This is a genomic window from Bacillus cereus group sp. RP29, assembly GCF_040459765.1.
Classification (GTDB): domain Bacteria; phylum Bacillota; class Bacilli; order Bacillales; family Bacillaceae_G; genus Bacillus_A; species Bacillus_A paranthracis.
In genome coordinates, this window is sequence record NZ_JARVHN010000001.1 from 2069555 (window position 1) to 2089674 (window position 20120).

Here is a 20120-nt window from a genome sequence, read left to right on the forward strand (position 1 = left end):
TTTTTCCTCCTCTTTATCCTTTTGCAATTCCTAACATAACTCCAGCTGCGACAATAAAGATAATCCCAATGATAATCGCATTAAACTGACGTTTTGTTTTCTTTTCACCTAAAATAAAAATGCCACCTAAAGTTGAGATTACAATCCCCATTTGGGAAAGGGAGAAGCTTGTAGCTACCCCTACACGTGGCTGTGAAATAAATAAAAACATATTTCCGGCTGCCCAAATTAAGCCAGGAATAATATTGCGAATGGCATATTTATTAAATGGTTGATGCTTAAATGTTAGCATCAGTCCACCTAACACCATGCCGATCGCTTGCGGCAATAACGCCGACCATCCGTCTATATCGAATAAGCGGATAATTACTACATACACTAAGTAACCAAGAGTTGAGATGAATAACATCACAATCCCTTTTTTGAAATTTCCTGTTTGTTCTTCGTTTTTCTCCTCGTTGCTTTGAAGAGATGTGAGAACGATTCCAACAATGATACAAATAAGTGCCAGAACACCTAATACAACAGACGTTGTTGTGGACCATTCATGAAATACGATTACTCCAAATAAAGTAGCTGACACTAATTGCATTCCTGTTGAAATAGGCATTGTTTTAGAAACCCCTATTAAATCAACACTTTTCAATTGATTGGCTTGTCCTACTGCCCAAAATAGGCCTGAAATAATCCCGATGATTATAACCATTGGCGTCAAAACGGGCTTCATAAAAATATAAACACCGATAGAAAAAACTAGAGCGCCAAGGGTAGTTCCTAGTATTTGACTGTAGGGTCCACCACCTAGTTTAACGTTGAAGAGTACAATACTTCCCCAAAATAACGCTGGTAAAATCGCTAATAAAATATCCATTTTTTAACCTTCCTAAAACATATTTATTTAGCTGAATTCATATAAGAGACAGCAAGCTTAGTTTGTTTGGTATCTAATTACGTCCCCCTTTTATTAAAAATAAGCACCTATTTAAAAATATGTTTTGAAATTAATTTATATTAAATATATTTTTGTTAACAGGTTACTTTATGTAACCGATAATAACTACACAATAATTTTATGTCAAGAATTAATTTTCGATTTTAAAAGGGTAAATAAAAAAATTCGTAATAAGCAAGTCTAATAAAATGGACTTGCTTATTACGAATTTCAATTTTTGAATGATTTAAATATACTTCCCAGTAAAAAAAATTCTCAATTCAAGATAAATAAAAGAAAAAAGTAATACAGTTATATAAATGCGTAAAAATTCTAAAGGAAGTGAGACTGTGCAATCACATCCAAACGAATGGATTTCGGTTATACCGTTGGAGCAAATGACTAATAAAGAATATGACGTTTTGATTGTTGGCAGTGGAGCAGGAGGCGGGGCGGTTCTATGGAGATTATGTGAACAATGGAAAAATAAAAAAAAACAAATTGGTCTTCTGGAAGCAGGGGATTTGCTTTTACCAACTCATGGGCAAAATCTTCCCACAATGAATATTGATCGGCTTTTAAACAATTATTTTCCTAAAGTCGCAACACCTATTGGGAAGCGGTTGCCTCAATATTCGGAAGCAACACTGGTTTTTGCTCTTGGAGGTAGAACCTTGTTTTGGAGTACGGCATCTCCCCGAATGCCTACTTTTGAAATGGAAAAATGGCCTGTGACAGCAAACGAGATGAAATTCTATTATGTTATCGCAGAAAAAGTAATGAATGTCACTCCGTTTTTCGCCCGAGGATCATCTATGCAAAACATCATGTTAGAGCGTCTTAAGAAAAATGGATTTCCGGAAGCTATAGACTTACCAATGGCTGTTAATCTTAAAGGAACACAACAAGGACAAATTGGTTCCGATGTTTTTTTTAGCTCAATCCATTTTTTAGCCTATGCCTTGAATTGGAGGGCTTTTGATTTAGCAGTCAATTCTCGTGTCGTTCAAGTAGTAATCGATCAAGGAAGAACAGTCGGAGTTCACGTGATTTCTCCTGATAAAAAGTCCTATTTCATTAGAGCAAAAACAGTTGTATTATCAACGGGTGCTCTAGAAACACCTCGAATTTTGCTTTACTCAGGAATTCAAGGACCAGCAATTGGCCATTATTTGACGAATCATTCCCTTCTTAGAGCTATAGGGCAAATAAACCGTAGAAACTTTTCAGAGGAACTAGGAAACTTAGTAATAAATATCCCTCAAACAAAACAATCTCCTTTTCAAATTCAAATGCTCGGATCGGAAAAATACTATGCTTATCAGCCTTTTGAGGAAAAACCATTTCTTGAGGAAGTGAAAATTGCGTTAAATACCTTCGGTAAAGTAGAATCCCGATTTGAAAATAGTGTTTACTTAGACCCTACCGAACGTGATGAATATGGTATACCACAGATTCAAGTCAGTTTTTCCTACAGTGAAAGAGACAATATGATCATCCAACAAATGGCACAAGCTAAGATACAAGCTACCTCAGCAATGAAATTATCCTTGACTTCACAAGAGAATAGGCCTCCAATCTCTCTAATGTCTCCTGGAAATGATTATCATGAGTCAGGTACATGCCGTATGGGTGATGATCCTTTAACTTCTGCAACCAATCAATTTGGTCAAATTCATGGCATTCCGGGTCTTTATGTAGCTGATAATAGTGTACTTCCCTCCATTGGAGCAGCTAATCCTACTCTAACTACAATTGCATTGTCTATTCGTACGGCTGATTACATTATCCGACAACTAGGGTAATATGGGGTGATTTACTTATATAAATTTCAATACATAATGGAACGTACAAAGAAATTTTGTACACAGCATATTAACTGCCACTTTCGGATTTCACTTCAAATACCCTCTTTTGTGGGGGCTATTTTTTTGCGTATCGTGTTTTTTCTAAATGCTGAAGATATCCCAAGTTGCACGAGATAGTTAGGTTATCGGAATTAAATAAACATAAAAAAGCTATCAGGAATTGATAGCTTTTTTATGTTTATCTATAGTGCAAAATAGCGAGTACATATTATTTGAATCAGCAGCTAATTGTAGACTGCAAGGATCTGATTTTGAAATTACCTTATTCTTTAGAGTTTCGTATTTAAAAATATTTAGCAATTTCTTTCGCTTTAAGAATAGCATTTTCCTTAATTTCTAATGCTTTTTCAGGAAACTTGTTATGCCCCTCGATAAAGATACCCTCAAAAGATGAAGTTCCAAAAAACTCCATCATAACTTTTAAATAGCGGTGCCCCATTTCTTTTGATGCTTCTGGTCCGTCAATATAAATATCGCCACTCGCTTGAATGTGCAATGCTTTTTTACCTGTTAATAATCCAACTGATCCTTCTTTTGTATATTTGAATGTTTTTCCAGATACAGCTACAGCATCTAGATATGTTTTTAAAATGGCAGGGATGGAGAAATTCCACATAGGAGTAACAAATACATATTTATCAGCTAAGACAAACTGCCCACCTAATTCAGCTAGACGTCCGACTTTTGAAATTTCAATAGGTTTTAATTCGTTCAATGGGGTCCCGGATCTAAGTTTATTCCATCCGTTAAAGACATCAGCATCCAGATATGGAATATCAGCCTTATATAAATCAAGATGAACGATTTCATCATTAGGGTTTAGTTTTTTATAAGATTTAATAAATTCTTTTCCAACCGCCATACTGTATGATTGAGTATCATCAAATGGATGGGCTGTAATATAAAGAAGATTTGCCATATATTTATTCCAGCCTTTCTAAAATGAGGTCAGTTATTACTTGAATATTAAACAGTGTAAATTTTATAAGATAAATTGTCCATTTATTGAACTTATTAAGTATAATTTTTAGTGAATTATAATTTGTCTTTGTTTGAGAGTTATTTCGCTTGTGAATATGAAAGGAGATCTACATTTATTCTTTCATCCAGCTTTCTGCCCATTGACTAATTGGTCCCAGAATTTCCCCTAATGCTACGCCTTTTTTGGTAAGTGAATATTCTATTCTTACAGGGCGTTCTGCGAGTACATGTCTTACCACTATATCGTTATCCTCAAGTTCTTTCATTCTTTCTGTGAGCATACGTTTACTTAAATCTGGAATTATTGTATGAATCTCACTAAAACGTTTAGGACCACTCATTAGTACATAAATAATTAATCCCGTCCATCTTTTTCCTATTAATTCAAAGCTTCTTTCTATTTTAGGTTCTATGTCTCGTTGATTATTCATTTCTCACACCTCCGTGCCAATAAATTGTAATTGTGTGTTTCTATATATGTATTGTAACCATATAAATTATATCAAACAAATAGGATAATTCCGTTATTTATGTAGGGAATTATAAATAATTAGCGGGGGAAAGCAATCTGCGTGTTTCTATTTTAATAATATTTTTTTATAATGTGAAGGTTTCTCCGTATTATATCTAATTAATATACAAAATTTACAATTATTAAGAAAAGTAGTTAGAGATGGAGATTTTTCAGTGGCCTCGAATTTTTCTGCGAGGTTTTTTGAACGTTATCTTATAGATGTGTTATATAATTTGTAGTTAATTAGGATAAAAATAATCCTATAACTGTATGTAAGAATATATAATTTTACACTCTTTTCTATGATAGAAAAGGATACTACGTTAGTAAATATAAAGAGTTAGAAATTATAGTTTATAGGGCACTTTTTTGTTCCTATGGAACTTTAAAGTGCGTAATTTTCTTTATCGTTAATATATATCATAATGGTATTTATTAGTTGGTTTTAGCTTTACTCTGCTGTTGATGTGATTTTTTAATTCCGTACAGAGTGCAATAGCTACATAATTTTCGTTTATACTCTTTTGAAAAAAGGGTGGATCAGCTTATTTTCTGTTAAAGATAAGAGAAATGAACCACAATATAAACGTAATTATTTATTCCAACGTAAGTCAATCATGTAGCACATGAATTTGGAGGGATCTATATGCATATGCAATTAAAAGGAAAAACAGCACTGGTTACTGGATCTACGGCAGGCATTGGAAAAGCAATTGCCACTTCATTAGTAGCGGAAGGAGCTACTGTACTTATTAATGGACGCCGTGAAGAAAATGTTAATCAAACGATAAAAGAAATTCGAATGCAGTATCCAGATGCTATCCTTCAACCCGTAGTAGCTGATTTAGGAACAGAACAAGGGTGCCAAAATGTGATTGAAAAGTACCCTGAAGTAGACATTCTTATTAACAACTTAGGAATTTTTGAACCTGTAGAATATTTTGATATCCCTGATGAAGATTGGTTTAAATTGTTTGAAGTCAATATTATGAGTGGTGTTCGACTTACTCGCTCGTACTTGAAAAAAATGATTGAAAGAAAAGAAGGAAGAGTTATCTTTATTGCTAGCGAAGCAGCTATTATGCCATCTCAAGAAATGGCTCATTATAGTGCGACTAAAACGATGCAACTCTCACTTTCTCGTAGTTTAGCTGAGCTGACGACAGGAACGAATGTGACTGTTAATACTATCATGCCTGGTTCGACTTTAACGGAAGGAGTGGAGACTATGTTAAATAGTCTTTATCCTAATGAGCAATTGACAATAGAAGAAGCTGAGAAGCGATTTATGAAAGAAAATCGACCAACCTCTATTATTCAAAGACTTATTCGACCAGAAGAAATTGCCAATCTTGTCACTTTCTTAAGCAGCCCACTATCTTCAGCGATTAATGGTTCCGCGTTGCGAATAGACGGGGGATTAGTACGTAGTGTATTTTAATAAATTTAAAACAATATAATATGCTGTTGAAGGTAAAGATGGTAAGGCAAATGAGTTGTATTTTACTTATTAACAGAAATATACAAAAAATAAATTGTGATATGACAACAGCCGGATTTTCTACTATAAGAAAAATTCGGCTGTTATTTTTTTATTTGTTGTAAAGGATGGGAAGCTTTTAAGGTTGTGGCACGCCTCTTAAGACAAAGATAAGGCGAAGTGATCCTGCTGTTATTTGTATTATTTAGTGAAAGTTACCAAACGTTTTTCAACACTATTTTCCCTATTGCTTTATTTGATTCCAAATATTCATGTGCTTGTGCAATTTCATCAAACGTAAAAGTTTTCGAATCTAGCAATGGGCGAAGTTTTCCTTCTTCTACTATTTGCGTTAGTTTATTTAAAATTTCCCCACAAGCGTCACGTTTATCTGTATGTAATATTTTTAACGCCATAAAAGTAACGTGCAGAGAGAGTCCTTTTGCGTGTAAAGGAGAGAGGTCATGGGTTGAACGAGCTGCAATTGTTACGACAGTTCCGTTGATTGCAGCAGCTTCGAAAGAGTTATCGAGATTTTTGCCACCTACTGTATCAAATATAACTTCAAATCCGTTGCCATTCGTATGTTTTTGCACATATTCTTGAACAGATTCTTCTTTATAGTTAATAGCTACGTCAGCTCCGAGACGATGGGCTATTTCTATTTTGCTTTGCTGAGAAGCGGTTGTAAAAACTTTAGCACCAGCCCATTTAGCTAGTTGAATGGCTACGTGTCCTACGCCACCAGTAGCTCCATGAATGAGAACATTTTGACCAGGTTTAATATTTGCACGATCAAATAAAGATTCCCAAGCTGTAATTGCCACTAATGGTAGAGCAGCTGCTTCTTCCATTGTTATATTGTTAGGTTTGTGAGCAATTAATCGCGTATCAGCAAGCATAAACTCTGCAAGTGCACCACCAGTTTCTTTAAAACCTCCGGCACATCCGTATACTTCATCGCCAGCTTTGAATTTCGAAACACCTTCTCCTACTTCAATAACAATACCAGCTACATCGCCATGTAATATAGCTGGAAACTCAGGAGCGACTGCTGAAACGGCACCACTACGCATTTTCGTATCGATTGGATTTACACTTGTTGCTTTTACATCGATTAGAACATGACCTGGTAAAAGTTTTGGTTTTGAAACTTCTTCTAATTGAAATACAGATGAATCCCCAAAAGAATGGATAATTTGTGCTTTCATAGTTTATACCTCCTGTTTATGGTTATAGCATAGCAAAGTACGAAAAATAAGTATAATATTTTGAATTTGGTTAGTGAGAATTTTATATAGAGAAGGGGAAAGTACGTGAAATCATGTAACGTACTTGCAAAAGCAACAGTAAAGTTTTTTGAAGAAAGGATAGATGTTATTTTTGCAGCACGATTTATTCATTATGTTTATTACTACTTACTTAGTATAGGTACTTTTAAGTGCCTACATCACTTTAAAGTACGTACTGTTATTCATGTTATGGCCGATTTATAATAACATTCGTAGCACAAAGAAAGTTATGACGATGACAATCGGCAACAATGTGGTGCTACAGTATTGCTTATGAATTTTGAGAAGAAATATGAAAAGTATAGATTTATATAAATAAAGGAAAGTGAGTGAAACAAATGGAAAAGTTTGCGAATCATTTTGGATATAATCGTATGTTTGCGAAAGATCAGCTTACATTAGGAGTTCACATTCCGATTGAAAATTATCAGTTTCATGCTCCAACGATGGAAAAACAAGTAGAGTTAGTACAAAAAGCAGAACAATATGGTTTTACAGGTGTATGGCTTCGCGATGTTTTACTGCAAGACCCTGACTTTGGTGATCCTGCAACAGGTCAAATTTACGATATGATGATTTATTTAACGTATTTAGCAAGTAAAACAGAGAAAATCGCATTTGGAACGTCGGCAACCGTATTGTCACTTCGTCATCCATTGCGTGTAGCAAAAGAAATTGCTACATTAGATCAACTATTTCCAGAAAGAATTATGCTTGGCGTTTCATCCGGTGACAGACGTGCCGATTTCAAAGCGCTAGGTGTTAGTCATGAAACACGAGGTGAAAAGTTTAGAGAAGCGTTTGCTTACTTGGAAGAGATTTTGTATAAAAACTTCCCGTCTATCCAGTCGACACTAGGAGAAGTGAATGGAGCGAATTTGGTTCCAAAACCGTCTAAACGTGTTCCAACCTTTATTACAGGTTTTAGTCAGCAAAATATGGATTGGTTCGCTGAACATGGTGATGGATGGATGTACTACCCACGTAGTCCAGTGCATCAGGCAGCAGCAATTGGACAATGGAGAGAACTAGTAGAGGATTATCATCCAGATGTATTTAAACCATTTATCCAACCGATGCATTTAGACTTATCTGAAGATCCAAATGAACGTCCTACACCGATACGTTTAGGTTACCGTACAGGGCGTAAGGCACTAATTGAATTACTTGATATATATAAAAGTATTGGTGTGAATCATTTATTCCTTGCTCTATTTGATGGTCAACGTCCAGCTGACGAAGTATTGGATGAGCTAGGAGAAGAAGTACTACCTCATTTCCCAGCATTGTAAAGGAGTGAAAAGAATGAAAGCGATAGGACTTATGCAATATGGAGATAAAAGCGTACTACAAGAGATTGAAATGCAGACACCGCTATTAGGAGACACCGATGTACTAATTGAAGTATATGCAGCTGGTATAAATCCCGTGGATTGGAAAATACGTGAAGGTTTACTGCAAGACGTAATTTCTTATGACTTCCCGCTCGTTTTAGGATGGGATGTTGCAGGTGTAGTTGCTGCTATAGGGCCAAACGTAACAGCATGTAAAGTGGGGGATGAAGTATATAGTCGTCCGGATATTGAACGAAACGGTGCTTATGCAGAGTACGTGGCTGTAGATGAGAAATATGTGGCGAAAAAACCGAGGAATTTATCTTTTGAAGAGGCGGCATCAATCCCTCTTGTAGGTTTGACAAGTTGGCAAAGCTTAGTGAAGTTCGCAAATGTTCAAAAAGGTAATAAGGTTTTAATTCATGCTGGATCTGGCGGAATTGGTACGTTTGCTATTCAGCTAGCGAAAAGTTTCGGTGCACATGTTGCAACTACGACTAGTACGAAAAACATGCAGTTTGTAAAGGATCTAGGCGCTGATACTGTCGTCGATTACAAAACAGAAGACTTTTCTTCGCTTTTGCATAATTACAATATTGTTTTTGATGTGTTAGGCGGAGATGTACTAAAGGATAGTTATAAAGTGCTTGCACCAAATGGAAAGTTAGCGTCTATTTATGGTCCGAAAGGTATGGAAATTCCGCAAACCGAGATATCAAGAGAGAAAAATATTGAGAGTGACCATATATTTACTGAACCTAACGGATATGAACTTTCTCTTATTACAGAATTAATTGAGGACGGGAAGATTAAACCCGTTGTAACGCATGTGTTGCCTTTACATGTAGAAGGTGTAAAAAAAGCGCACCACATAAGTGAGTCAGAGCGTGCTCGTGGCAAAATAGTATTGAAGAAACATTGGTAAAGTATGAGGTTTTAGAGACAGTATTGTGCTAAGTAGCAAATGAGTTTATATATTCTATTCTAGCAATTGTTTTAAAAGGGAGAGAACAAATGGATTCAATGACATTTCTTTTATTTGGAGCGACAGGGGATTTAGCGAAACGCAAAATTTACCCTGCTTTATACAAATTATTTAGTAATGGGAATATACCGCAATCTATTTCTATTATCGGTATTGGTAGAAGGGTAATGTCAGATGTGGAATTTCAAACAAAGGTAGAACAATCCCTTGTTACATTTTCTAGAAGATCTACTGATGACGAATTAGGAGTAGAAGAATTTATTAGCACATTTCGTTATTGTCAATTAAATACAGCGAATATAGAGGACTATCAAGATTTGTTGAGTCTTGTAAAGAGACGTGAAACAGAATTGAACATTCCTGAAGACCGCATGTTTTACCTATCTGTTATACCAGAAGTATTTGATGTCATTGCTTTAAATATTAAGGAAAGTGGATTGTGGGCTACAAAAGGATTGAACCGTCTTATTATAGAGAAGCCTTTTGGTCATCATGTAACGTCTGCTCACGAGTTTAACAAAAAATTAATTGAAGATTTTGATGAAACTGATATTTTTTATATCGATCATTATCTTTGAAAATGAGTGGTAACTAAGGATAAACTTAGAAAAGTATTACGAAATAAATAGTATGTAATTTAAGACATTTTTATTGACGATAATAATATATGTGGTTAATATACTAGACATAAGATTATTTAATTACTAAAAGTAATTAAATATATGTTATTTCGTAAAGTATTATAAATAAGTAAGTCGTGGTAGAAACGCTTTGAATTGCCACTATTAATATTGGGGACAATTAGAAAGCGAAAGGTATAAAAAGAATTGGAATTTGATAACTCTTTGTTTTTATAAAAACATGAGCTTCTGTACAATTCATTTTTAATATATTGACCAGGATTATACAACAAGAGGGGGACTGAAATTGGAATCAATGACCTTTGTTTTATTTGGAGCGACAGGGGACCTAGCGAAACGCAAAATTTACCCCGCACTATATAACTTATATAGAGATCAAAAGCTTCCAAAGCAAATATCCGTTATCGGGCTTGGGAGACGTGAAGTATCTCATGTAGATTTTCAAAAAAGAATAAAAGAATCAATAGAGACGTTTTCTCGTCATAGAGAAGAAGGTACTCCAGAACTCGAAGGTTTTTTAGATAATTTTCGCTATTGTCCATTAGATGTGAGTAAGCCGGAAGACTATGAGAGATTATTACAAGTCGTTCGTGAAAGGGAAGAAGAACTACATATAAAAGGGAATAGAATGTTCTATCTTTCCGTTGCTCCTGAATTTTTTGAGACAATCGCTTTAAATATTAAGGAAAGCGGACTTGATAAAACGGATGGATGGAAACGCCTAATGATTGAGAAACCGTTCGGGCACGACCTTACATCTGCTCGTGAGCTGAATGATAAGCTTAGTCGCACGTTTGAAGAAGACGAGATATATCGTATTGATCATTATTTAGGTAAGCCGATGATTCAAAACCTTGAAGCACTAGAGTTTGCAAATCCTGTTTTACAATCGATTTGGAATAAAGAACATATAGCAAATGTACAAATCACAGCGAGTGAAACAGTTGGGGTTGAAGAAAGGGCAGGATATTATGATCAGGCAGGAGCCATTCGAGATATGGTTCAAAATCATATGTTACAAATATTAATGATGACTGCTATGAATTTGCCGGAAAAGGTTAATGCATGTGAAATTCGAGAGGAAAAGCGAAAGGTAATGGAGGCGCTTCGTAAAGTGAAAAAAGAAGACGTTCAAAACCATATCATTCGCGGACAATATGGTGCAGGTGAGATAAATGGCGGGCAAGTTGTAGCATATAAAGAGGAGCCAGGAGTAAATCCTTCTTCTAATATAGACACATTTATTGCTGCTCGCTTGTGGATCGATAATCCATTTTGGACTGGCGTTCCCTTTTATATACGAACAGGCAAACGAATGAAAGAAAAGTCTACTCGTATTGTAATCGAATTTAAAAATACGTTAAAACAGCAATATCAAGATAGTAATCCAAATGCAGCACCTAACTTGTTAATAATTGAAATTAGCCCAGGTGAGAACGTTTCATTACAGTTAAATAGTAAAAATCCATTGAAAAATGGAGAAATTGAACCGATCCGTATTAACTTTACTTGTGAGCAAGCGGATGTGGGAGTACCTGAAGCGTATGAAAGACTCATTCACGATGCTGTGAGTGGAGACGCTACATTCTTTGCACATTGGAGAGAAGTTGAATTGTCATGGGAATGGGTACAACCAATTCTTGAAGCATTCGAGGAAAACTTATTACCACTTCATGAATATGAGTCTGGTTCATATGGTCCAGAGGCATCTAATGAATTATTGCAAGAAAGTGGATTTAAATGGTGGTTAGATCAAGAAACGAAAAAATAAGTACTTTCTTTCATGAAAGCATGTAGGGGGACGATTACTATGACACAAAACATAAATCAATTAGCAGTGAATACAATTCGTACGTTATCAATTGATGCTATTAATGCGGCAAATTCAGGTCATCCAGGTCTTCCGATGGGAGCAGCGCCAATGGCTTATGCATTATGGGCGAATCATTTAAATCATAATCCTAATCATCCAAAATGGTTTAACCGTGATCGCTTCGTTTTATCGGCGGGACATGGATCTAGCTTATTATATAGCCTACTTCATTTAGCTGGATATGACGTTTCAATTGATGACTTGAAAAACTTCAGAAAGTTAAATAGTAAAACACCAGGTCATCCTGAGTTTGGTCACACTTCTGGAGTTGAAGCGACGACAGGACCGTTAGGACAAGGGATTGCCAATGCTGTCGGAATGGCAATGGCAGAAGCGCATTTAGCGGCGAAGTTCAATAAGGGTGGTCACTCTATTATTGATCACAATACGTACGCTTTAGTTGGAGACGGTGATTTAATGGAAGGTGTCGCTTATGAAGCGATGTCAATGGCAGGACATATGAAACTTGGCAAGTTAATTGTGCTGTATGATTCAAATGAAATTTCACTTGATGGTGAATTAAACATTGCTTTCTCTGAAGATATGCAGAAAAGAGTAGAATCTGCACATTGGCAATATGTAAGAGTTGAAGATGGAAACGATGTTGATGCGATTACAAAAGCGATTCAATTAGCGAAAGATAATACGGACCAACCTACTCTTATAGAAATTAGAACCATTATAGGTTACGGAAGTCCAAAAGTTGCTGGAACGAACAAAGCACATGGTAATCCGCTTGGAGTAGAAGAAGCGACAGCGACAAAACAAGTGTATGGTTGGTATTATGAAGAAGACTTCTTTGTACCTGAAGAAGTAACAGCTCATTTTAATGAACTGAAACAAAAAGGTATTGAAAAAGAAAATGGCTGGAATGAGCAGTTCAACTTATACAGAGAGTCAAACCCTGCACTAGCAGATGAATTAGAAAAAGCGATTACAGGTGAAGTTTTAATCGAAGCGAAAGACATTTTATCCTTCGATACTGAAAAAACGATTTCAACTCGTGTTGCAAGTGGGGAAGCTATTAATCATTATGTGAAATCGATTCCTTCTATTTTCGGTGGAAGTGCGGATCTTTCTCATTCTACGATGACAGATATAAAAGGTGAAGCAGTGTATGCAGTAGAATCGTATGCTGGTCGAAATATATACTTCGGTGTACGTGAACATGCAATGGGCGCAGCAGCGAATGGACTGGCTCTTCATGGAGGAGTAAAACCGTTCGTGAGTACATTCTTTGTATTTAATGACTATCTTCGTCCATCTATTCGACTGGCTGCATTGCAAAAGTTACCTGTTACGTACGTATTTACACATGATTCGATTGCTGTAGGAGAAGATGGTCCAACGCATGAACCTATTGAACATTTAGCAGCTCTTCGGGCAATTCCTGGTTTAACAGTTATCCGTCCGTCAGATGCAAATGAAACAGCAAGTGCGTGGGCGTATGCTTTACAGCAAACGGATGGTCCAGTCGTTTTAGTACTTAGCCGTCAAAATTTACCGGTGTTTCATGAAACGAAAGCAAACATAGAGAATCTTTCTAAAGGGGCTTACGTATTAACACAAACGAATGAAAATCCGGATGTAATTTTAATTGCGACAGGTTCTGAAGTATCCTTAGCTGCTAGTGCAAAAGCGAAACTAGAAGAAGACAATGTCTCTGTTCGCATCGTTGCAATGCCAAGTTGGGAGTTATTCGATCGTCAATCGAATGAATATAAAGAATCCGTTCTTCCGTCTTCTGTAACGAAACGAGTATCTCTTGAGATGGGTGTATCTCTCGGGTGGGAGCGTTATGTAGGAGAAGAAGGAAAAGTACTATCAATTGAAACATTTGGAGCTTCAGGAACTGGTGCTGAAGTCATGAATCTATTTGGATTTACGACAGAAAATGTTGTTCAAATTACAAAAAATGTATTGAATTCTTAAGCTATGACTGTGAATACCTTTCCGTACATATCAGTGCTGCAAGGTATTCCAGATTGTAGTGATATGAATTTTTAATAAAAGATGATTTGAGGAGGAATTATATTATGCAAGTAGGATTAATTGGCTTAGGTAAAATGGGATTAAACTTAGGGAAAAATTTAATCGATCATAAACATGAAGTAGCAGCATTTGACTTGAATGCAAGTGCAGTGGAAGAAATGAAAGAGTACGGGGCAACAGGTGCATCTAGTTTAAATGAACTTGTTCAGTCATTACAATCACCAAGAGTTCTTTGGGTTATGGTACCACACGCTGTTGTAGATTCTGTTATCGATGAGGTTACACCACTTTTATCAAAAGGAGACATTTTAATTGAAGCGGGTAATTCACATTATAAAGAGTCTATTCGCCGATATGAGCAACTAAAGAAAGATGGTATTCACTTTATGGATGCAGGAACTTCTGGCGGAATGGAAGGCGCTCGTAATGGTGCTTGTTACATGATCGGAGGAGATCAAGAAGCTTGGGATATCGTTGAACCTATCTTCCGAGATACTGCTGTAGAAAATGGATACTTATATGCTGGAAAAGCTGGTAGTGGTCACTTCTTAAAAATGGTTCACAACGGAATTGAATACGGTATGATGGCTGCTATTGGTGAAGGATTTGAGATTCTAGAGAAAAGTGAATTTGACTACGATTATGAAAAAGTATCAAGAGTATGGAACAACGGTTCAGTAATCCGTTCATGGTTAATGGAATTAACAGAAAATGCATTTTCTAAAGATGCAAAACTAGATGAAATTAAGGGTGTTATGCATTCTTCTGGTGAAGGAAAATGGACAGTAGAAACAGCATTAGACCTTCAAACAGCAACTCCTGTTATCGCAATGTCTCTATTAATGCGCTACCGCTCATTAGACAATGATACATTTACAGGAAAAGTAGTAGCAGCTCTGCGCAATGAATTTGGCGGACATGCAGTAGAAAAGAAATAAACATCTTAAAAATTTAACTCATTGACGTTTAAAAAATGGAGGGAATGAATCATGAAATTTTTTATTGATACTGCAAATCTTGAGGACATAAAAAAAGCATATAAACTTGGAGTTTTAGCTGGTGTTACAACGAATCCTTCTTTAGTAGCAAAAGAGGGCATTAAGTTTGAAGACCGTATTGCAGAAATTTGTCAGGCAGTGCCGAAAGTTGAATCTGTTTCGGCAGAAGTAACGCCAGATGCTGTGACGGCTGAAGAAATGATTGCTCAAGCAGAAGAGTTGATTAAGATTAACGGCGGCGATGAGAAAGTTACAATAAAACTTCCAATGACGCTAGCAGGATTAGAAGCTTGTCGCTATCTTACTGAAAAAGGTGTGAAAACGAACGTTACACTTATTTTCACTGTGAACCAAGCACTTTTAGCTGCCAGGGCAGGTGCAACGTATGTTTCTCCATTTTTAGGACGTTTAGATGATATTTCTGAAGATGGCGTATTATTAGTTGCTAAAATTGCTGAATTATTCGATGTTCACCAATTAGATACACAAATTATTGCGGCTTCTGTTAGACATCCAGATCATGTAACTCGTGTAGCGATGGCAGGTGCTCACATTGCAACAATCCCTTATAAAGTAATTGAACAACTTGCTATGCACCCATTAACAGATCAAGGTATTGAGAAGTTTGCTGCGGATTGGGCGAAAGCACCTAAATTATAATGTATAAAAGTAAGAGGCTTTCCGAAAATTGCTTTTCATGAGAGGAAAGATTCCTAGGTAACTTCATCGTTTAACTTGGATCCCGAGTTTGGAGTCTTACTATGTGAAAATAGCAAGAGAAGAAAGTGTCATTCACTTTTGAAGAAGGAAAATTTGCTTACGCGTAGCGTTTATCACAATAACATTACAATTATGAAAGAGAAATCCCCTTATCAGAGAGAGTAGGTAACATGTATCTCTGGTAAGGGAGATTCTTTTTATATAAATTATTATGTTGTGAAGGTGAGTTGTATATCGTTATATAAATTTTTACTCAAAAAAGAACTATATAGGTTCTTTTCATTGTATATCATTTTTGAAAGGGTTTACATAAAGGGGTGGAATTGCGTATGAATATGTACCTTTTAATGATTACATTATTATCAATTGTAATTGTTATTTTAGGGGTATCGTGGTGGAGATGGCATGCGTTTATTAGTTTAACGATTGCAAGTTTATTTTTAGCAATTATGTCTGGAATGCCAATGGATAAAATAGTGAGTGCTTATGAAACGGGAGTCGGAAGTGTTCTTGGGCATTTAGTAGGTATTTTAGTATTAGGTACAATTTTAGGGAAAATGATGGCAGAGTCAGGTGCTGGAATGCAGGTGGCAGAGTTCTTTATTAAAACCTTCGGAATAAAAAACTTACCATGGGCGATGTTAATTGCGGGTTTTATTATTGGAATTCCGGTGTTTTTTGAAGTAGGTATTTTAATATTATTGCCGTTAGTAATTTCTATTCATAAAACAACGAAACAAAATATTTTATTGATAGCATTACCAGCAATTGCTGGGTTATCTGTCGTACACGGCCTTGTTCCTCCGCATCCAGGGGCAATCGTTGCAATAGGTATTTATAAAGCGAATCTTGGGAAGGTATTATTGTATTCACTCATTATTACATTTTTTGCAGCGATTATTGCAGGTCCTATATTCGCTAAATGGATTCACAAACGTGTAATTCCTGAAAATGAGCCAGAATTGATTCGTGTAAATACAAAATCAACGAAATTACCAGGAATAGGAGTTTCGTTTTTAGTTATATTGTTACCTGTAATGTTAATGGTGTTAGCGGCAGCAGCTCCTTATGTTCCGCTTTCTACTACTTTGATGAAGATGGTCACCTTAATCGGTAGTCCTATCATTGCACTTTTGATTGCATGTTTTGCAGCATTTTATTTTCTTGGATTTCGTCAAGGTATCGATAAAAAGGCTATTAAGAAGGTAACAGAAGATAGCTTATTACCAATCGGTTCAATCGTTGCGATTATTGGTGCCGGCGGGGGATTTAAGCAAATTCTGATCGATAGTGGTGTAGGCGATGCTATTGCTCAAATGTCTGAGCATTTAGCCTTATCTCCAATTGTATTAGCATTTATGGTAGCTGGATTAATTCGAATTGCGACAGGGTCAGCGACAGTCGCCTTAACAACAGCAGCGGGTATCGTTTCGCCAATCGTTGAAAATACGACAGGTGTGAATTTAGAATTACTCGTCATTGCAACGGGTGCAGGAGCATTAATGTTTTCTCACGTAAACGATGCTGGGTTCTGGATGGTAAAAGAATACCTAGGTTTAACAGTGAAAGAAACATTTAAAACATGGACAGTATTAGAAACATTACTTTCATTTATCGCTTTTGGAGGAGTTTTACTACTCGATATGTTTGTTTAAAATAAGGATGTTTTTATAGTGGGATACTGTAGTAATTTTTTGTTAGGAGGAAGAAATGGTGAGTTCAAAATATATGATTGGTGTAGACATTGGGACAACTAGTACAAAATCAGTTCTATTTTCTACGGATGGATCTGTTATTGCAAGTCATGGAATTGAATATCCTTTATATTCTCCTACGCCGGAAACAGCAGAACAAGACCCAGAAGAAATTTTTCGTGCAGTAATACATACGATTAAAGAAACTGTACAGACAAGTAGTGTACAGCCGCATGATATTCTTTGTGTTTCTTTTAGTTCGGCAATGCATAGTATCATTGCTGTAGATGAGAAGGGAAAGCCGTTAACGAGATGTATTACTTGGGCAGATAATAGAAGTGCAAGCTGGGCAGAGAAAATAAAGAATGATATGAATGGCCATGAAATTTATTTGCGGACTGGGACACCAATTCATCCGATGTCACCACTTTCGAAATTAGTTTGGTTACAGAATGAACAGGCAGAATTGTTCGCAAAAAGTTATAAATTTATTTCTATTAAAGAGTATGTTTTTTATAAGTTATATAAGGAGTATGTAATTGATTATTCTATAGCATCAGCGACAGGAATGTTCAATTTGAAATCTTTAAAATGGGATGAAGAGGCTTTACGTGTAGCGGGCATTACAGATGATAAGCTTTCTAAACTTGTTCCAACGACGCACAGCTTAACAGGATTAGATGAAGAGCTTGCCAAAGAAATGAATGTACTTGTTTCTACTCCATTTGTAGTAGGAGCGAGTGATGGAGTCCTATCCAATTTAGGTGTAAATGCAATAGATCCTGGCGTTGTTGCTGTGACAATTGGTACAAGCGGTGCGATACGTGCTGTAACAAATCGTCCTGTAACAGATCCAAAAGGTAGAATTTTTTGTTACGCCTTAACTGAAGACCATTGGGTAATTGGTGGACCGGTTAATAACGGTGGTATGATTTTCAGATGGGCTCGTGATCAATTAGGTACTTCAGAGATTGAGCTTGCGAAGCGTTTAGGAAAAGATCCATATGAAGTGCTTACTGAAATAGCAGCAAAAGTGAGTCCGGGGTCCGACGGTTTATTATTTCACCCGTATTTAGCAGGAGAAAGAGCGCCTTTATGGAATGCAAATGCGCGAGGATCTTTCTTTGGACTTGGATTGCATCATAAGAAAGAACATCTTATCCGTGCTGTTTTAGAAGGAGTAATTTATAATTTATACACCGTTCTTCTCGCTTTAAAAGAACTCATTGGTGAACCGAAAAAAATTCAAGCGACAGGTGGTTTTGCAAGATCGGAACTTTGGAGACAGATGATGGCAGATATTTTCCATCAAGACGTATATGTTCCGGAAAGTTTTGAAAGCTCTTGCTTAGGAGCAGCAATCCTCGGTTTATATAGTTTAGGTGAAGTAGATACGTTGCATGTAGTTTCTGAAATGGTAGGGGCGAATTTCCACCATGAACCAAACATGGAAAGTGTAGAAAAGTATAAAGATTTAACACCAATCTATATTCGTCTGTCTCGTCAATTGGAAGAAGAATATGAAAGTATAGCAGCGTACCAAAAAAAGTGGGTTTAAAAGCTATTTAACAAGAAAATATGGTAACGTATAAAGAGGTACTCCGATTTTTTAGGATACTCTTTCAACATAAAACATTATAAGAAGTAAGATGAATGAAAAATATAGGGAGAGAGGGTTATGAAAATGAAGGATAATAAAGAGTTTATTGGGTATGTTGGAACTTACACGAAAGAAAAAAGTGAAGGAATATATAAGTTTATTTTAGACACGGAAGCAAAGAAAATTAGTAATGTAACACTTGCGGCCAAGTTGGATAATCCTACATATGTAACGATTAACCGAAATAATGAATATCTCTATTCCGTTGTTAAGGAAGGAGAATCTGGTGGTGTAGCTGCTCATTCGATTGATAGTAAAACTGGAGAGCTAAAGGAGAAAAATAGACAAGTGGTAGAAGGGGCTTCTCCTTGTCATGTGAGTGTTGATAGTGGGACTCACACGGTAGTTACAGCAAATTATCATAAAGGAACGATTGAGTCTTTCGCAGTAAATGAAGAAGATGGATCTGTAAATCCTGCGACCTCTATTATAATGCATAAAGGTTCAGGTCTGAATGAAGAAAACCAAGAGAAACCACATGCGCATTACGCAGGATATACGCCTGATGAAAAATATGTGGTAGGTGTTGATTTAGGGATAGATAAAATAATTACGTATGAAATAAAAGATAGTGTATTAAAAGAAGTGAATAGCTTGGCTGTAAATCCAGGAAGTGGTCCGAGACATATTACTTTTCATCCGAATGGAAAGTATGCGTATGTGATGACGGAGCTTAGTTCAGAGGTTATTGTGTTAACATATAATCCGACAGAAGGAGCTTTTACAGAAGTACAGTATATTTCTACTATTCCTGCCGCGTTTGATGAAAATAATCAAGGAAGTGCGATTCATATTTCTTCTGACGGCCAGTTTGTATATGTAGGCAATCGTGGTCATAATAGTATCGCTGTTTTCAGTGTGGATCAAAACTCAGGTGAGCTTACATTTGTGGAACACACATCTACAGAAGGAAATTGGCCAAGAGACTTTGTATTAGATCCTACTGAAAAGTTCCTTATTGCTTCAAATGAAAAGTCGCATAATCTTGTATTATTTTCAAGAAATGAAACGACAGGGAAGTTAACACTTTTACAATCTGATGTTGTTGTGCCGGAGCCTGTTTGTGTTAAGTTTTTAAATGTTTAAGTTGTGTTGAAGCTGAATGCATGCAGAGGTGTCGTTATTTGTCGGTAAGTCGATATCCTTTGTCGAAACGT

Annotated in this window: 17 protein-coding genes; 13 read left to right on the top strand and 4 right to left on the bottom strand. The window is 36.2% G+C overall.

Features of this window, described 5'->3' with window-relative positions; translation table 11 throughout:
* Nucleotides 1-13: 13 nt before the first annotated feature.
* Entirely contained in the window at nucleotides 14-871 is an 858-nt protein-coding gene (locus QCI47_RS10910) for a GRP family sugar transporter (RefSeq protein WP_000353538.1), read from the bottom strand.
* A gap of 410 nt (nucleotides 872-1281) precedes the next feature.
* Here QCI47_RS10910 and QCI47_RS10915 point away from each other — a divergent pair, with 410 nt between their 5' ends.
* Nucleotides 1282-2736 (top strand): GMC oxidoreductase, encoded by a 1455-nt coding sequence (locus QCI47_RS10915; protein ID WP_001190592.1) that lies wholly within the window; start codon nucleotides 1282-1284, stop codon nucleotides 2734-2736.
* 346 nt (nucleotides 2737-3082) lie between these two features.
* Here QCI47_RS10915 and QCI47_RS10920 read toward each other — a convergent pair whose 3' ends face one another.
* Nucleotides 3083-3718 (bottom strand): FMN-dependent NADH-azoreductase, encoded by a 636-nt coding sequence (locus QCI47_RS10920; RefSeq protein ID WP_000002013.1) that lies wholly within the window; start codon nucleotides 3716-3718, stop codon nucleotides 3083-3085.
* Nucleotides 3719-3893: 175 nt separating this feature from the next.
* The gene (locus QCI47_RS10925) at nucleotides 3894-4211 is read right to left on the bottom strand and encodes a winged helix-turn-helix transcriptional regulator (protein ID WP_250670113.1); all 318 of its coding nucleotides are present in this window, start codon (nucleotides 4209-4211) and stop codon (nucleotides 3894-3896) included.
* A gap of 729 nt (nucleotides 4212-4940) precedes the next feature.
* Here QCI47_RS10925 and QCI47_RS10930 point away from each other — a divergent pair.
* Entirely contained in the window at nucleotides 4941-5735 is a 795-nt protein-coding gene (locus QCI47_RS10930; RefSeq protein ID WP_000551090.1) for an SDR family NAD(P)-dependent oxidoreductase, read from the top strand.
* A 254-nt stretch (nucleotides 5736-5989) separates the two neighbouring features.
* On the opposite strand, the gene QCI47_RS10935 is transcribed toward QCI47_RS10930, so the two are convergent.
* Nucleotides 5990-6985 carry a zinc-dependent alcohol dehydrogenase family protein gene (locus QCI47_RS10935; RefSeq protein ID WP_000647245.1) on the bottom strand — a complete coding sequence of 332 codons (996 nt, stop codon included), beginning with the start codon at nucleotides 6983-6985 and terminating at the stop codon, nucleotides 5990-5992.
* Nucleotides 6986-7090: 105 nt separating this feature from the next.
* On the opposite strand from QCI47_RS10935, the gene QCI47_RS10940 reads away from it, so the two are divergent.
* The 11 genes from QCI47_RS10940 to QCI47_RS10990 all read left to right on the top strand — a co-directional run bounded on the left by QCI47_RS10940 (nucleotide 7091) and on the right by QCI47_RS10990 (nucleotide 20049).
* The gene (locus QCI47_RS10940; protein ID WP_000833784.1) at nucleotides 7091-7270 is read left to right on the top strand and encodes a hypothetical protein; all 180 of its coding nucleotides are present in this window, start codon (nucleotides 7091-7093) and stop codon (nucleotides 7268-7270) included.
* Nucleotides 7271-7404: 134 nt separating this feature from the next.
* Entirely contained in the window at nucleotides 7405-8358 is a 954-nt protein-coding gene (locus tag QCI47_RS10945; protein WP_000410338.1) for an LLM class oxidoreductase, read from the top strand.
* A 13-nt stretch (nucleotides 8359-8371) separates the two neighbouring features.
* Complete coding sequence (locus QCI47_RS10950) at nucleotides 8372-9325, top strand: NADP-dependent oxidoreductase (protein WP_000643802.1); 954 nt, start codon at nucleotides 8372-8374, stop codon at nucleotides 9323-9325.
* Nucleotides 9326-9414: 89 nt separating this feature from the next.
* Nucleotides 9415-9963 (top strand): glucose-6-phosphate dehydrogenase, encoded by a 549-nt coding sequence (locus tag QCI47_RS10955; protein ID WP_250670111.1) that lies wholly within the window; start codon nucleotides 9415-9417, stop codon nucleotides 9961-9963.
* A 349-nt stretch (nucleotides 9964-10312) separates the two neighbouring features.
* Nucleotides 10313-11797 carry a glucose-6-phosphate dehydrogenase gene (gene zwf / locus QCI47_RS10960; RefSeq protein WP_000445339.1) on the top strand — a complete coding sequence of 495 codons (1485 nt, stop codon included), beginning with the start codon at nucleotides 10313-10315 and terminating at the stop codon, nucleotides 11795-11797.
* Nucleotides 11798-11836: 39 nt separating this feature from the next.
* Entirely contained in the window at nucleotides 11837-13831 is a 1995-nt protein-coding gene (gene tkt, locus QCI47_RS10965) for a transketolase (protein ID WP_353811778.1), read from the top strand.
* A 104-nt stretch (nucleotides 13832-13935) separates the two neighbouring features.
* Nucleotides 13936-14829 (top strand): phosphogluconate dehydrogenase (NAD(+)-dependent, decarboxylating), encoded by an 894-nt coding sequence (gnd, locus tag QCI47_RS10970; protein WP_001195906.1) that lies wholly within the window; start codon nucleotides 13936-13938, stop codon nucleotides 14827-14829.
* A 51-nt stretch (nucleotides 14830-14880) separates the two neighbouring features.
* Nucleotides 14881-15549, top strand: a complete 669-nt coding sequence (gene fsa, locus QCI47_RS10975) for a fructose-6-phosphate aldolase (protein ID WP_000667676.1) — start codon at nucleotides 14881-14883, stop codon at nucleotides 15547-15549.
* Between the two features lie 389 nt (nucleotides 15550-15938).
* Nucleotides 15939-17264: a gluconate permease GntP gene (gntP, locus tag QCI47_RS10980; protein WP_076875561.1), complete on the top strand. Its 1326-nt coding sequence runs from the start codon at nucleotides 15939-15941 to the stop codon at nucleotides 17262-17264.
* A 55-nt stretch (nucleotides 17265-17319) separates the two neighbouring features.
* A complete protein-coding gene (gene gntK, locus QCI47_RS10985) occupies nucleotides 17320-18861 on the top strand; it encodes a gluconokinase (protein WP_000254937.1) in 1542 nt (513 codons plus the stop codon).
* Nucleotides 18862-18987: 126 nt separating this feature from the next.
* Nucleotides 18988-20049 (top strand): lactonase family protein, encoded by a 1062-nt coding sequence (locus QCI47_RS10990; RefSeq protein WP_483299110.1) that lies wholly within the window; start codon nucleotides 18988-18990, stop codon nucleotides 20047-20049.
* The last annotated feature ends 71 nt before the right edge of the window (nucleotides 20050-20120 follow it).